The organism is Enterobacter quasihormaechei (assembly GCF_004331385.1).
GTDB classification, from domain to species: Bacteria; Pseudomonadota; Gammaproteobacteria; order Enterobacterales; family Enterobacteriaceae; genus Enterobacter; species Enterobacter quasihormaechei.
This window is the reverse complement of sequence record NZ_SJON01000015.1, coordinates 1-13,155: the sequence shown is the minus strand read 5'-3', so window position 1 is coordinate 13,155 and position 13,155 is coordinate 1. Positions and strand designations below refer to the sequence as shown.

The 13,155-nt window shown below is 54.0% G+C and carries 14 protein-coding genes and 1 tRNA gene; 11 read left to right on the top strand and 4 right to left on the bottom strand.

Annotated elements, in window-relative coordinates; all coding sequences use genetic code 11:
- Nucleotides 1-178: 178 nt before the first annotated feature.
- The 4 genes from rplU (at nucleotide 179) to cgtA (ending at nucleotide 3,019) form a co-directional block, all read left to right on the top strand.
- A complete protein-coding gene (rplU, locus tag E0L16_RS17075) occupies nucleotides 179-490 on the top strand; it encodes a 50S ribosomal protein L21 (protein ID WP_003025032.1) in 312 nt (103 codons plus the stop codon).
- Nucleotides 491-509: 19 nt separating this feature from the next.
- Nucleotides 510-767 carry a 50S ribosomal protein L27 gene (gene rpmA, locus E0L16_RS17070; RefSeq protein WP_003861831.1) on the top strand — a complete coding sequence of 86 codons (258 nt, stop codon included), beginning with the start codon at nucleotides 510-512 and terminating at the stop codon, nucleotides 765-767.
- Between the two features lie 95 nt (nucleotides 768-862).
- Nucleotides 863-1,828, top strand: a complete 966-nt coding sequence (locus tag E0L16_RS17065) for a DMT family transporter (protein ID WP_131637512.1) — start codon at nucleotides 863-865, stop codon at nucleotides 1,826-1,828.
- 15 nt (nucleotides 1,829-1,843) lie between these two features.
- Complete coding sequence (gene cgtA / locus E0L16_RS17060) at nucleotides 1,844-3,019, top strand: Obg family GTPase CgtA (protein WP_063451039.1); 1,176 nt, start codon at nucleotides 1,844-1,846, stop codon at nucleotides 3,017-3,019.
- A gap of 30 nt (nucleotides 3,020-3,049) precedes the next feature.
- Here the strand turns inward: cgtA and pmrB are convergent, their stop codons facing one another.
- From pmrB to dacB, 3 genes are read right to left on the bottom strand one after another with little or no spacing between them, the layout of a single operon-like run.
- On the bottom strand, nucleotides 3,050-4,093 hold the full coding sequence (gene pmrB / locus E0L16_RS17055; protein ID WP_063867566.1) for a two-component system sensor histidine kinase PmrB: 1,044 nt from the start codon (nucleotides 4,091-4,093) through the stop codon (nucleotides 3,050-3,052).
- Nucleotides 4,090-4,752 carry a two-component system response regulator PmrA gene (gene pmrA, locus E0L16_RS17050; RefSeq protein WP_131637510.1) on the bottom strand — a complete coding sequence of 221 codons (663 nt, stop codon included), beginning with the start codon at nucleotides 4,750-4,752 and terminating at the stop codon, nucleotides 4,090-4,092. The genes pmrB and pmrA overlap by 4 nt, the downstream gene beginning before the upstream one ends.
- A gap of 2 nt (nucleotides 4,753-4,754) precedes the next feature.
- Nucleotides 4,755-6,188, bottom strand: coding sequence for a serine-type D-Ala-D-Ala carboxypeptidase (gene dacB, locus E0L16_RS17045; RefSeq protein ID WP_131637508.1), 1,434 nt, complete (start codon nucleotides 6,186-6,188; stop codon nucleotides 4,755-4,757).
- Nucleotides 6,189-6,416: 228 nt separating this feature from the next.
- On the opposite strand from dacB, the gene greA reads away from it, so the two are divergent.
- Nucleotides 6,417-6,893 (top strand): transcription elongation factor GreA, encoded by a 477-nt coding sequence (gene greA / locus E0L16_RS17040; protein ID WP_014171793.1) that lies wholly within the window; start codon nucleotides 6,417-6,419, stop codon nucleotides 6,891-6,893.
- Between the two features lie 151 nt (nucleotides 6,894-7,044).
- On the opposite strand, the gene yhbY is transcribed toward greA, so the two are convergent.
- Nucleotides 7,045-7,338, bottom strand: coding sequence for a ribosome assembly RNA-binding protein YhbY (yhbY, locus tag E0L16_RS17035; RefSeq protein WP_003861814.1), 294 nt, complete (start codon nucleotides 7,336-7,338; stop codon nucleotides 7,045-7,047).
- A 127-nt stretch (nucleotides 7,339-7,465) separates the two neighbouring features.
- On the opposite strand from yhbY, the gene rlmE reads away from it, so the two are divergent.
- From rlmE to E0L16_RS17005, 6 genes are all read left to right on the top strand, one after another.
- Nucleotides 7,466-8,092 carry a 23S rRNA (uridine(2552)-2'-O)-methyltransferase RlmE gene (gene rlmE / locus E0L16_RS17030; protein ID WP_003861812.1) on the top strand — a complete coding sequence of 209 codons (627 nt, stop codon included), beginning with the start codon at nucleotides 7,466-7,468 and terminating at the stop codon, nucleotides 8,090-8,092.
- A 102-nt stretch (nucleotides 8,093-8,194) separates the two neighbouring features.
- Nucleotides 8,195-10,129 carry an ATP-dependent zinc metalloprotease FtsH gene (gene ftsH, locus E0L16_RS17025; protein WP_003861810.1) on the top strand — a complete coding sequence of 645 codons (1,935 nt, stop codon included), beginning with the start codon at nucleotides 8,195-8,197 and terminating at the stop codon, nucleotides 10,127-10,129.
- A gap of 99 nt (nucleotides 10,130-10,228) precedes the next feature.
- On the top strand, nucleotides 10,229-11,077 hold the full coding sequence (folP, locus tag E0L16_RS17020) for a dihydropteroate synthase (protein WP_063451045.1): 849 nt from the start codon (nucleotides 10,229-10,231) through the stop codon (nucleotides 11,075-11,077).
- Nucleotides 11,070-12,407 carry a phosphoglucosamine mutase gene (gene glmM, locus E0L16_RS17015; RefSeq protein WP_006812119.1) on the top strand — a complete coding sequence of 446 codons (1,338 nt, stop codon included), beginning with the start codon at nucleotides 11,070-11,072 and terminating at the stop codon, nucleotides 12,405-12,407. The genes folP and glmM overlap by 8 nt, the downstream gene beginning before the upstream one ends.
- Nucleotides 12,408-12,629: 222 nt before the next feature.
- Nucleotides 12,630-12,962, top strand: a complete 333-nt coding sequence (gene secG / locus E0L16_RS17010; RefSeq protein ID WP_003861803.1) for a preprotein translocase subunit SecG — start codon at nucleotides 12,630-12,632, stop codon at nucleotides 12,960-12,962.
- Between the two features lie 9 nt (nucleotides 12,963-12,971).
- Nucleotides 12,972-13,058, top strand: a tRNA-Leu gene (locus E0L16_RS17005).
- The last annotated feature ends 97 nt before the right edge of the window (nucleotides 13,059-13,155 follow it).

The window sequence follows — 13,155 nt, the reverse complement described above, 5'->3', positions numbered from 1 at the left end:
TGATTGTACTGAAAAAACGGCTCAGATAAACGTTACCGTACGTGTTGTGTTTTTTTTCTTCATGTATTGATGGTAGCACTTGTCAAAGGCTCGCGTTTTGCGTAATATTCGCGCCCTATTGTGAATATTTATAGCGCACTCTGAATCATACGAGGATGTGCGCGGAAGCGGAGTTTATATGTACGCGGTTTTCCAAAGTGGTGGTAAACAACACCGAGTAAGCGAAGGTCAGACCGTTCGCCTGGAAAAGCTGGACATCGCAACTGGCGAATCTGTTGAGTTCGCAGAAGTTCTGATGATCGCAAACGGTGAAGAAGTCAAAATCGGCGTTCCTTTCGTTGATGGCGGCGTTATCAAAGCTGAAGTTGTTGCTCACGGTCGTGGCGAGAAAGTTAAAATCGTTAAGTTTCGTCGTCGTAAACACTATCGTAAGCAGCAGGGCCACCGTCAGTGGTTCACTGATGTAAAAATTACTGGCATCAGCGCCTAAGACCTGAGGAGAGATTTAAATGGCACATAAAAAGGCTGGCGGCTCCACACGTAACGGTCGCGATTCAGAAGCTAAACGCCTGGGCGTTAAGCGTTTCGGTGGCGAATCCGTTCTGGCGGGTAGCATCATCGTTCGTCAGCGTGGCACCAAGTTCCACGCGGGTACCAACGTAGGTTGCGGTCGTGACCACACTCTGTTTGCTAAAGCAGACGGTAAAGTGAAATTTGAAGTTAAAGGCCCGAACAACCGTAAATACATCAGCATCGTTGCTGAGTAAGGTTTTCTCGGTCCGGTAACGGATTAAAGCCCCGCAACGTGTTGCGGGGCTTTTTACATTGGAAACCCGGAAAATTTTCTGTAGGGAAAACGGGCATGAAGCAGCAGGCCGGCATTGGTATTCTTTTGGCGCTCACTACCGCAATGTGCTGGGGTGCGCTGCCAATTGCAATGAAGCAGGTACTGGAAGTGATGGAACCGCCTACGGTGGTGTTTTATCGCTTCCTGATGGCAAGCATTGGCCTGGGCGCCATTCTGGCCGTCAAAGGTAAGCTGCCACCGCTGCGCATCTTCCGAAAACCGCGCTGGCTGGTATTACTGGCTATCGCAACGGGCGGTCTGTTCGGGAACTTCATTCTGTTCAGCTCCTCCCTGCAATATCTTAGCCCTACAGCGTCGCAGGTGATTGGGCAACTTTCACCGGTCGGCATGATGGTCGCCAGCGTCTTTATCCTCAAGGAGAAGATGCGCGGCACGCAGATCATCGGGGCAAGCATGCTGCTTTGCGGTCTGGTGATGTTCTTTAACACCAGCCTGATCGAGATTTTTACCCGCCTGACGGATTACACCTGGGGTGTCATTTTCGGGGTGGGTGCAGCAACGGTCTGGGTGAGTTATGGCGTCGCGCAAAAGGTGTTATTGCGCCGTCTTGCCTCACAGCAGATCCTCTTTTTGCTGTACACTTTGTGTACACTGGCATTATTGCCGTTAGCGAAGCCGGGTGTGATTACCCAGCTCAGCGACTGGCAACTGGCGTGCCTCATTTTTTGTGGGCTGAATACGCTGATTGGTTATGGCGCGCTGGCGGAAGCCATGGCGCGCTGGCAGGCAGCACAGGTGAGCGCCCTAATCACGCTTACCCCGCTGTTTACGCTGTTATTTTCAGATTTGTTATCAATGGCCTGGCCCGATGTCTTCGTCAAGCCGATGCTCAACCTGTTGGGTTATCTCGGTGCGTTTGTCGTGGTTGCGGGCGCGATGTATTCCGCCATTGGTCATCGTCTCTGGGGACGTTGGCGCAAAAATGAAGCGGTTGTAATAGTCCCCCGCTCAGGCGAATGAGTTACGGAGAGTAAAATGAAGTTTGTTGATGAAGCGACGATTCTGGTCGTGGCAGGTGATGGCGGTAACGGTTGTGTAAGCTTCCGCCGTGAAAAATATATTCCTCGTGGCGGCCCTGACGGCGGTGACGGTGGCGATGGTGGTGACGTGTGGCTGGAGGCGGATGAAAACCTCAACACGCTGATCGACTACCGTTTCGAAAAATCTTTCCGCGCCGAGCGTGGCCAGAACGGCCAGAGCCGCGACTGTACCGGTAAACGCGGTAAAGACGTGACGATCAAAGTGCCGGTGGGTACGCGTGTCATCGATCAGGGCACGGGCGAAACCATGGGCGATATGACCAAACACGGTCAGCGCCTGATGGTGGCGAAAGGCGGCTGGCACGGTCTGGGTAACAGCCGTTTCAAATCGTCCGTTAACCGTACCCCGCGTCAGAAAACGATGGGTACCCCGGGCGATAAGCGCGACCTGCAACTTGAACTGATGCTGTTGGCAGACGTAGGTATGCTGGGTATGCCAAACGCCGGTAAATCAACGTTTATCCGTGCAGTGTCTGCGGCGAAACCAAAAGTGGCGGACTATCCGTTTACTACGCTGGTGCCGAGCCTGGGCGTTGTCCGTATGGATAACGAAAAGAGCTTTGTGGTAGCTGACATTCCGGGTCTGATTGAAGGGGCGGCAGAAGGCGCCGGTCTGGGTATTCGCTTCCTGAAGCACCTTGAGCGTTGCCGCGTACTGTTGCACCTTATCGACATCGATCCGATCGACGGTTCCGATCCGGTTGAAAACGCCCGTATCATTATCGGCGAGCTGGAAAAATACAGTGAAAAACTGGCGGAAAAACCACGCTGGCTGGTGTTCAACAAGATCGACCTGATGGACAAAGCGGAAGCTGAAGCGAAGGCAAAAGCGATTGCCGAAGCGATGGGCTGGGAAGATAAGTACTATCTGATCTCTGCCGCCAGCCAGGTTGGCGTGAAAGAACTCTGCTGGGATGTAATGACCTTTATCATCGAGAATCCGGTTGTTCAGGCAGAAGAAGCGAAACAGCCTGAAAAAGTCGAATTCATGTGGGATGACTACCACCGCCAGCAGCTCGAAGAGCTGGAGGCGGAAGAAGATGATGAAGACTGGGACGATGACTGGGATGAAGACGACGAAGAAGGCGTCGAGTTCATTTACAAGCACTAAGCCCTGCATAAAGCCCCTTACGGGGCTTTTTTATCCTATCTTCGCGGGTAGCCAGCAGCTGGCGATTAAGCCGCCCTCAGCACCGTTTTCCAGCGTTAAATGACCATGATGGAGCTGCACGATACGCTGTACAATACTCAGCCCAAGGCCGCTGCCGCCGTAGCGCTGGTCGAGGCGTCGGAAAGGTTCGGTAATCGACTGTCGGTGCGCCTCATCTATACCCGGCCCCTGATCGGTAACGCTGACCCGGGTACCGCCTTCCGTCGCCGTTAATGCCACTTCAATGGTTGTGCCTGCCGGGCTGTAGCGGGCGGCATTCTCCAGAAGGTTCCTTAACATCAGACGTAACAGAACGGCATCTCCCTGCACCGTCAGCGTGCTTTCAGCAGGCCATATCACCGTATGCTCTTTAGCTTCATGTTCCAGCCTGAGCGGGGCGATGATAGTCTCTGTCCAGTTCACGGTATCGTAATGGCCGCTGGCCATCGCCTGGCCGGCACGCGCCAGCATCAGCAGCTGTTCTACCGTATGCATCAGCTGGTCGATACGGCTTATGAGTGGCGTGGCCTGCGGAGAACCGGACTGGGCCATCAGCTCCAGATGAAGCCTGATCCCCGCAAGCGGCGTTCGTAATTCATGCGCCGCATCGGCGGTGAACAGGCGTTCCTGCTGGATAGTGTGGTCCAGCCGGGCAAGCAGTTGATTGAGCGACGCGGTTACTGCGCCTATCTCTTCCATATCCGAATACATCGGCAGGGGAGTCAGATTATCCGCCGAGCGGTTCGCAAGGCTGGCGCGAAGTTGGTTGAGTGGCCGGGTGATCCAGGTGACTGCCCAGAATGAGAAAAACAGGGTAAATCCGACCATCACCAGAGAAGGGACCAGCAGAGAGGCAATGGCTTCGCGGATCTCTTTTTCAACATGGTTGTTGCGCGCTTTTGCAGACAACGTTTCGTTCACCAGAAAACCGATTTGCTCGCGGCTCTCATGCCATAGCCAGACCACGCTAATCAGTTGAAAAAAGAGCAGTATCACCGCCAGCAACACCATTAATCGCCGGCGCATACTGTTCATTTCTGGCTCTCCAGACGGTAACCCACGCCGCGTACGGTTTTGATACGATCTTTACCGAGCTTGCGCCGCAGATTATGAATGTGCACTTCAAGCGTGTTTGAACCCGGATCGTCCTGCCAGGAGTAGATGTCCTGTTGCAGCGTCTCACGGTGCACGGTATGCCCGCTGCGCATGATCAGGCGCGTCAGCAGAGCGAACTCTTTTGGCGTCACTTCCACAGGCTGAGACTGGCGAAGCACCTGCTGGGTTTGCAGATTAAGGGTGATATCCCCGTCCGTCAGCAGGTTGTCGCTGTGGCCCTGATAGCGCCGAATCAGTGCCCGTACGCGCGCCTGTAGCTCGGCAAGGGCGAAGGGTTTTACCAGATAATCGTCAGCCCCGGAATCCAGCCCGTTAATTCTGTCTTCAATGGCATCGCGGGCGGTAAGAATCAATACGGGATTTTCCACTCCGCGACGACGCCACTGGCAGAGCAACGTCGCGCCGTCTTTATCTGGCAGGCCCAAGTCCAGGATCACCAGGCTGTATTCTCCGCTCTGGATCAGGGCATCTGCTTCAGCGGCCGTGGCGGCACAGTCCAGAGCGTAGCCCTCATTCCCCAGCGCCAGCGCTAACCCTTCCTGCAATAACAGATCGTCTTCAACTATGAGTAGTTTCATCACTAGTTATTCTGGTAGATGTCCTTATAGAGCCTGCTTTCGAAACGCACCAGTGGAATACGACGATTGCGCTGGTCGGCCGGTTCGACGGCATACCCGGAGAGATACTGCACAAATGCCATACGTTGTCCGCTGGCTGTCGTGATGAAACCGGCAAGGTTGTAAACACCCTGCAAAGAACCCGTTTTGGCTGACACTTTGCCGTCCACGCCCGCAGCGTGAAGCCCCGCGCGGTACTGAAGTGAACCGTCGTGCCCGGCCAGCGGCAGCATCGTGATAAAGTTTAGCTCAGCGTCATGCTGAGCGATGTACTGCAATACCTGCATCATGGTGGCCGGCGAGATCAGGTTATGGCGCGATAAACCGGAACCATCGACTGCGATCGTATTGCCCAGATCGATACCCGCCTGCTGGCGCAGGATCTGACGTACGGCGTCAGAACCGGCCCGCCAGGTGCCCGGCACGCCAAAGCGCGCGTGCCCAATCATGCGGAACACCGTGTCGGCAATCATGTTATCCGACTTTTTCAGCATAATCTTAAGCAAATCATGCAGTGGCGCAGACTGTTTGCTGGCGATCACAGTGCCTGGTTCATTCACCTGCGTCTGGCGCAGCAGCGTTCCGGTGTAGGTGATACCCGCCTGCTTCAGTTCGTCTTTGAAAATGGCCCCGGCATAGCCCGCACCGTCCTGAATGGCGAAGGCCAGCGGCAGCGGGTCAGCTCGCTGGGTCAGGCAGCCGGTGAGCGTATAGCGGTTGAGATCGCCCGGTACCACATCCAGCTCGCAATACTGCGCCTCCGGGGAGCCTTTCGCCAGCGTCCGTACCTGGCTGAACATCGTGACCGGGTAGTATGAGGCAACGCGAATAAACGCTAAGTCATTGGGCTTAGGCGCGCTGTAAAGCGAAACGGAGAAGCAGTTACGGTCGACGATTGCGGCGGCTGGCGGGGCGCTAAAGCACTGCGTCATGTCATTCCACGGCCAGCCGGGCGCTTTATCGTGGCTGGCGAAAATGGAGGTGTCGATCAGGACGTTTCCGTCGATTTTTGTCACGCCGGATTTTTTTAGCGCCGCTACCATGTTGCGGACATCCTGGCGCTTAAAGGTGGGATCGCCACCAAAACGAGCGATAAGATCGCCTTTTAGTTCGTCACCCGAGACGTTACCTTTGGTTTCAAGGGTGGTGGTAAAACGGAAGTCAGGCCCGAGCTGGAGCAGGGCGGCGAGGGCAGTGATCACCTTCTGGGTACTCGCAGGCAGCGCCATCTGTTGACTGTGATAGTCAATCTGGGGGGCCTGCGCGCCAACCTTTTGCACCATCAGGGCAAGGTTCGCGCCGGCGGGCAGCTGATTAATGTACTCATCAACATTCGCGGCCTGAACGGTGAACGTTATACTGGTGGTCAATCCGATGATAAAACTGGAAAATCGCATAATCTCGCGCTAACAACCCGAAAACAAACCGTCATACTACGGTGCATGGCACTGTAAAGTAAACGATGACCCATAGTGAACTTCGCGGTAAAATGCGTATCAAATTGAAAAATTGCTGCTGACCTGGGGCGTTGCTCCCGGGTCGGTTTTCTTTTTGCTTCTGGCCTGTTCAGGTGGGCTGGAGCAGGGAACACTGCTCCCAACAGGAATGTTTAAGAGGTATAACAAATGCAAGCTATTCCGATGACCTTACGTGGTGCCGAAAAACTGCGCGAAGAGCTGGATTTTCTGAAATCCGTACGTCGCCCTGAAATCATCGCCGCTATCGCGGATGCGCGTGAGCATGGCGACCTGAAAGAGAATGCTGAATACCACGCGGCGCGTGAACAGCAGGGCTTCTGCGAGGGGCGCATCAAAGATATCGAAGCGAAACTGTCCAATGCGCAGGTTATCGATATCACTAAAATGCCAAACAACGGTCGCGTGATCTTCGGTTCTACCGTCACCGTCCTGAATCTGGACAACGACGAAGAACAAACCTACCGCATCGTGGGTGATGACGAAGCGGACTTCAAACAGAACCTGATTTCGGTGAACTCCCCGATTGCTCGCGGCCTGATTGGCAAAGAGCAGGACGATGTTGTGACTATCCGCACCCCGGGCGGCGAAGTGGAATACGAAATTATTAAGGTTGAATACCTGTAATTCGCTTCTCTTCTAAGATGTTGATACATTGTAAAGAAAAGAAAAAGGCCGCATAGCGGCCTTTTATCAACTCAAGGAGCATGGCATTTTGCTCGCCTGCTGAAAGAAATCCCTCGTTTCACACAGAAAATGTGATTGATTCAGGATATCCTTAACGTGGCAGCGAGATTTTACGCTCTTTAGATGGGCGATAGAGCACCAGCGTTTTACCGATGACCTGTACATTACAGGCGCCGGTTTCGCGCACGATGGCTTCCACGATCAGGTTTTTAGTGTCTCTGTCTTCAGAGGCGATTTTCACCTTGATCAGCTCGTGGTGTTCCAGCGCTTGTTCAATCTCGGCAAGCACCCCTTCGGTCAAACCATTGTTGCCAAGCATCACTACAGGCTTGAGCGGATGTGCCAGACCTTTAAGGTGCTGTTTTTGTTTAGTACTCAGATTCATCGTATATTTTTGCTTACGTTGGGATTGAAAACGGTTCATTCTACCGCCATCTCCCTAATATCGCCAAATAGCTGCGTAGAAATTTACGTCACAGGCAAGCAACGATGAACCAGGACGGAAATGTTAAATGACAGGTAAAAAGCGTTCTGCCAGCTCCAGCCGCTGGCTTCAGGAACACTTTAGCGATAAATATGTTCAACAGGCGCAGAAAAAGGGGTTGCGTTCCCGCGCCTGGTTTAAACTTGATGAAATACAGCAAAGTGACAAACTTTTTAAACCGGGAATGACGGTAGTCGACCTCGGTGCGGCACCTGGCGGATGGTCCCAGTATGCGGTTACGCAGATCGGCGGAACGGGACGAATCATCGCATGCGATCTTTTACCAATGGATCCCATCGTTGGTGTCGACTTCCTTCAGGGCGACTTTCGTGATGAATTAGTGCTTAAAGCATTACTTGATCGTGTTGGTGACAGCAAGGTCCAGGTTGTCATGTCGGATATGGCACCAAATATGTGCGGAACACCGGCGGTGGATATCCCCCGCGCCATGTATCTGGTGGAACTAGCGTTAGAAATGTGTCGTGATGTACTAGCGCCTGGTGGTAGTTTTGTTGTGAAGGTGTTTCAGGGCGAAGGTTTCGAGGAGTATCTTAAGGAAATTCGCTCCCTGTTTGCGAAGGTCAAAGTTCGTAAGCCGGACTCTTCCCGGGCCCGTTCCCGTGAAGTGTATATTGTAGCGACCGGGCGAAAATGATAACCGGGAGATTTCAGACGAAAGTTTGAATGAAACTGGATATAGAGTATCCTGACGCTGTTTTTAACACAGTTGTAATGTGAGGTTAATCCCTTGAGTGACATGGCGAAAAACCTAATACTCTGGCTGGTCATTGCCGTTGTGCTGATGTCAGTATTCCAGAGCTTTGGGCCCAGCGAGTCGAATGGCCGCAAGGTGGATTATTCTACCTTCCTGCAAGAGGTCAATCAGGACCAGGTTCGCGAAGCGCGTATCAACGGACGTGAGATCAACGTTACCAAGAAAGATAGTAACCGTTACACGACTTACATCCCGGTGAACGATCCTAAGCTGCTTGATAACCTTCTGACCAAAAACGTCAAAGTGGTAGGCGAGCCGCCAGAAGAACCAAGCCTGCTGGCTTCTATCTTCATTTCCTGGTTCCCGATGCTGCTGCTTATTGGCGTCTGGATCTTCTTTATGCGCCAGATGCAGGGCGGCGGTGGCAAAGGTGCCATGTCGTTCGGTAAGAGCAAGGCGCGTATGCTGACGGAAGACCAGATCAAGACCACGTTTGCTGACGTTGCAGGCTGTGACGAAGCGAAAGAAGAGGTCGGTGAACTGGTTGAATACCTGCGCGAGCCGAGCCGTTTCCAGAAACTGGGCGGTAAGATCCCGAAAGGCGTCCTGATGGTCGGCCCTCCGGGTACCGGTAAAACCCTGCTGGCGAAAGCCATCGCGGGTGAAGCGAAGGTGCCGTTCTTTACTATTTCAGGTTCTGACTTCGTTGAAATGTTCGTGGGTGTCGGTGCATCTCGTGTGCGTGACATGTTCGAACAGGCCAAGAAAGCAGCACCGTGCATCATCTTCATCGATGAAATCGACGCCGTAGGCCGCCAGCGTGGCGCAGGCCTGGGCGGTGGACACGATGAGCGTGAGCAGACCCTGAACCAGATGCTGGTTGAGATGGACGGCTTCGAAGGTAACGAAGGTATTATCGTTATCGCGGCAACTAACCGTCCGGACGTCCTCGACCCTGCGCTGCTGCGTCCAGGTCGTTTCGACCGTCAGGTTGTGGTCGGTCTGCCGGATGTTCGCGGTCGTGAACAGATTCTGAAAGTGCACATGCGTCGCGTACCGCTGGCGCCAGATATCGACGCGGCTATCATTGCGCGCGGTACTCCAGGCTTCTCCGGTGCAGACCTGGCTAACCTGGTCAACGAAGCTGCACTGTTCGCCGCTCGCGGTAACAAGCGCGTGGTGTCCATGGTGGAGTTCGAGAAAGCGAAAGACAAAATCATGATGGGTGCGGAACGTCGCTCCATGGTGATGACGGAAGCGCAGAAAGAGTCCACGGCGTACCACGAAGCAGGTCACGCGATTATTGGCCGTCTGGTGCCGGAACACGATCCGGTACACAAGGTAACGATTATTCCGCGCGGTCGTGCACTGGGTGTGACCTTCTTCCTGCCTGAAGGCGACGCAATCAGCGCCAGCCGTCAGAAGCTGGAAAGTCAGATTTCAACCCTGTACGGCGGTCGTCTGGCGGAAGAGATTATCTACGGTGCGGAACATGTTTCCACCGGTGCGTCGAACGACATTAAAGTGGCGACAAACCTGGCGCGTAACATGGTGACGCAGTGGGGCTTCTCCGACAAACTCGGTCCGCTGCTGTATGCAGAGGAAGAGGGCGAAGTGTTCCTGGGCCGCTCTGTGGCGAAAGCGAAACATATGTCCGATGAAACGGCACGTATCATCGACCAGGAAGTGAAAGCGCTGATTGAACGTAACTACGCTCGCGCCCGTCAGATCCTGAACGACAATATGGACATCCTGCATTCGATGAAAGATGCGCTCATGAAATATGAGACCATCGATGCTCCGCAGATTGACGACCTGATGGCTCGCCGCGAAGTGCGTCCGCCAGCAGGCTGGGAAGACCCAGGTGCGTCTAACAATTCTGACAACAATGGCACCCCGCGTGCGCCGCGTCCGGTCGATGAACCGCGTACGCCAAACCCGGGCAACACCATGTCAGAGCAGTTGGGCGACAAGTAAGTCACTGCTGTTGAAGCGTTTGTCTGTACCTCAAACCCTGGAGCTTGCTCCGGGGTTTTTTCTTATCTGTTTAACCATATTAATTCCAGGGAATTCACCATGAAACTCTTCGCCCAGGACTCGCATCTCGACCTTTCACATCCGCATGTGATGGGGATCCTGAACGTCACGCCTGATTCCTTCTCTGACGGCGGCACGCATAACTCGCTCATCGACGCGGTTAAGCACGCGAATTTAATGATCAACGCGGGTGCCACTATCATTGACGTTGGCGGGGAATCAACGCGGCCTGGCGCGGCGGACGTTTCGGTGGAAGAAGAGCTGGCGCGCGTGGTGCCGGTGGTGGAAGCTATCGCCCAGCGCTTTGAAGTGTGGATCTCCGTGGATACCTCTAAACCCGAAGTGATCCGTGAAGTGGCGAGAGTGGGCGCTCACATTATCAATGATATCCGCTCGCTGACCGAGCCGGGCGCGATTGAAGCCGCCGCGGAGACCGGGCTACCGGTGTGCCTGATGCATATGCAGGGGCAGCCGAAGACAATGCAGGAAGCGCCAAAGTATGAAGATGTGTTTGCTGACGTCAGCCGCTTCTTTATTGAGCATATCGAACGTTGTGAACGTGCGGGTATCGCAAAAGAGAAATTGCTGCTCGACCCGGGCTTCGGTTTCGGTAAAAATCTCTCCCACAATTACGCGTTGCTTGCGCGCTTATCAGAATTTCATCAGTTCGGCCTGCCACTGCTGGTGGGAATGTCGAGAAAATCGATGATTGGTCAGTTACTGAATGTTGGGCCGAGCGAACGTCTGAGCGGCAGTCTGGCCTGCGCGGTGATTGCCGCGATGCAAGGTGCACACATCATTCGTGTCCATGACGTAAAAGAAACAGTAGAAGCCATGCGTGTGGTGGAAGCCACACTGGCAGCGAAGGAAAACAAACGCTATGAGTAATCGTAAATATTTTGGTACCGATGGCATCCGTGGGCGCGTAGGCGATGCGCCAATTACCCCTGACTTTGTCCTGAAGCTGGGCTGGGCGGCGGGTAAGGTACTGGCGCGTCATGGATCCCGTAAGATCATTATTGGGAAAGACACCCGTATTTCGGGTTATATGCTGGAGTCCGCGCTGGAAGCCGGGCTGGCGGCGGCGGGGCTTTCAGCTTCCTTTACGGGTCCAATGCCGACCCCTGCTGTTGCCTATCTGACCCGCACCTTCCGTGCGGAAGCGGGTATCGTCATTTCAGCTTCTCATAACCCGTTTTACGACAACGGTATCAAATTCTTCTCCATCGACGGCACCAAGCTGCCGGATGACGTAGAAGAGGCCATTGAAGCGGAAATGGAAAAAGAGATCACCTGCGTCGACTCCGCTGAGCTGGGTAAAGCAAACCGAATCGTCGATGCCGCAGGCCGCTACATTGAATTCTGCAAAGGCACTTTCCCGAATGAACTGAGTCTGGCACACCTTAAAATTGTGGTGGACTGTGCAAACGGTGCGACTTACCACATTGCGCCGAATGTTTTCCGCGAGCTGGGCGCGAAAGTGATCACCATCGGCTGCGAGCCGGACGGCCTGAACATCAACGAAGAAGTCGGGGCGACAGACGTGCGTGCCTTGCAGGCGCGCGTGCTGGCTGAAAAAGCCGATCTGGGTATCGCCCTGGACGGCGACGGCGACCGCGTGATCATGGTTGACCACGAAGGTAATAAGGTCGATGGCGATCAGATCCTCTACATCATTGCCCGTGAAGGCCTGCGTCAGGGGCAACTGCGCGGCGGTGCGGTGGGCACGCTGATGAGCAATATGGGTCTGGAGCTGGCGCTGAAACAGCTGGGTATTCCGTTTGTGCGCGCGAAAGTGGGCGACCGCTACGTGCTGGAAAAACTCCAGGAGAAAGGCTGGCGTATTGGCGCGGAAAATTCCGGCCACGTGATCCTGCTCGATAAAACCACCACCGGTGACGGCATTGTGGCGGCGCTTCAGGTGGTTGCCGCGATGGCGCGTAACCACATGAGCCTGCACGACCTTTGCAGCGGCATGAAAATGTTCCCGCAGATCCTGGTGAACGTGCGCTTCACTGCCGGTAAAGGCGATCCGCTGGAAAATGATAACGTGAAAGCGGTGATGGCAGACGTTGAAGCTGCGCTTGGCAGCCGCGGTCGCGTCCTGCTGCGTAAGTCAGGTACGGAGCCGCTGATCCGCGTAATGGTGGAAGGTGAAGACGAAGCACAGGTGACCGAATTTGCGCACCGCATAGCGGACGCAGTTAAAGCTGCATAATCTTTCAGAATAAGTGTTTAAAAAGGCGGCGTTTGCCGCCTTTGTTTTAAGCAATTCATGGCTTTTTGCTGTTTTTTTCCGCAGTTGATACAATGCCTCGAAAATGCCCTTGCGAAGGTGATTCGCTTTGGTTAGTATTCACACCCGCTTCAGTGGGAAACAAAATCCTGCTAATTGGTCGAAGCATTGGTATGCGGCAAATCCGCAAGGAACAGGTTGATTATGTACGAAGCTCTTTTAGTTATTTTCCTTATTGTAGCCATCGCTCTCGTAGCGCTGATCATGCTGCAACAAGGTAAAGGCGCTGATATGGGAGCCTCCTTCGGAGCAGGCGCTTCCGGTACGCTGTTCGGTTCAAGTGGTTCTGCGAACTTCATGACCCGCACGACGGCGATTCTGGCTACGCTGTTCTTCATCATCAGTCTGGTGCTGGGCAATATCAACAGCAACAAGACCAGTAAAGGAAGCGAGTGGGAAAATCTGAGCGCGCCAGCCAAAACTGAGCAGACTCAGCCAGCTGCACCGGCTAAGCCAACCAGCGATATCCCGCAGTAAGTATTCCGTACCGAGGTGGTGGAATTGGTAGACACGCTACCTTGAGGTGGTAGTGCCCTAACGGGCTTGTGGGTTCGAGTCCCATCCTCGGTACCAATATTCCAGAAGAAAGACGTCGAAAGACGTCTTTTTTTTCGTCTGTAGATTATGTATTGTTTTCGTAGGGCGGGTAAGCGCAGCGCCACCCGCCATG

Coding starts and splice junctions, on each gene's coding strand:
- rpmA (WP_003861831.1), top strand. CDS start 510: ATGGCACATAAAAAGGCTGGCGGCTCCACACGTAACGGTCGCGATTCA.
- secG (WP_003861803.1), top strand. CDS start 12,630: ATGTACGAAGCTCTTTTAGTTATTTTCCTTATTGTAGCCATCGCTCTC.
- dacB (WP_131637508.1), bottom strand. CDS start 6,188: ATGCGATTTTCCAGTTTTATCATCGGATTGACCACCAGTATAACGTTC.
- yhbY (WP_003861814.1), bottom strand. CDS start 7,338: ATGAATCTGAGTACTAAACAAAAACAGCACCTTAAAGGTCTGGCACAT.
- cgtA (WP_063451039.1), top strand. CDS start 1,844: ATGAAGTTTGTTGATGAAGCGACGATTCTGGTCGTGGCAGGTGATGGC.
- pmrA (WP_131637510.1), bottom strand. CDS start 4,752: ATGAAACTACTCATAGTTGAAGACGATCTGTTATTGCAGGAAGGGTTA.
- ftsH (WP_003861810.1), top strand. CDS start 8,195: ATGGCGAAAAACCTAATACTCTGGCTGGTCATTGCCGTTGTGCTGATG.
- folP (WP_063451045.1), top strand. CDS start 10,229: ATGAAACTCTTCGCCCAGGACTCGCATCTCGACCTTTCACATCCGCAT.
- greA (WP_014171793.1), top strand. CDS start 6,417: ATGCAAGCTATTCCGATGACCTTACGTGGTGCCGAAAAACTGCGCGAA.
- E0L16_RS17065 (WP_131637512.1), top strand. CDS start 863: ATGAAGCAGCAGGCCGGCATTGGTATTCTTTTGGCGCTCACTACCGCA.
- rlmE (WP_003861812.1), top strand. CDS start 7,466: ATGACAGGTAAAAAGCGTTCTGCCAGCTCCAGCCGCTGGCTTCAGGAA.
- glmM (WP_006812119.1), top strand. CDS start 11,070: ATGAGTAATCGTAAATATTTTGGTACCGATGGCATCCGTGGGCGCGTA.
- pmrB (WP_063867566.1), bottom strand. CDS start 4,093: ATGAACAGTATGCGCCGGCGATTAATGGTGTTGCTGGCGGTGATACTG.
- rplU (WP_003025032.1), top strand. CDS start 179: ATGTACGCGGTTTTCCAAAGTGGTGGTAAACAACACCGAGTAAGCGAA.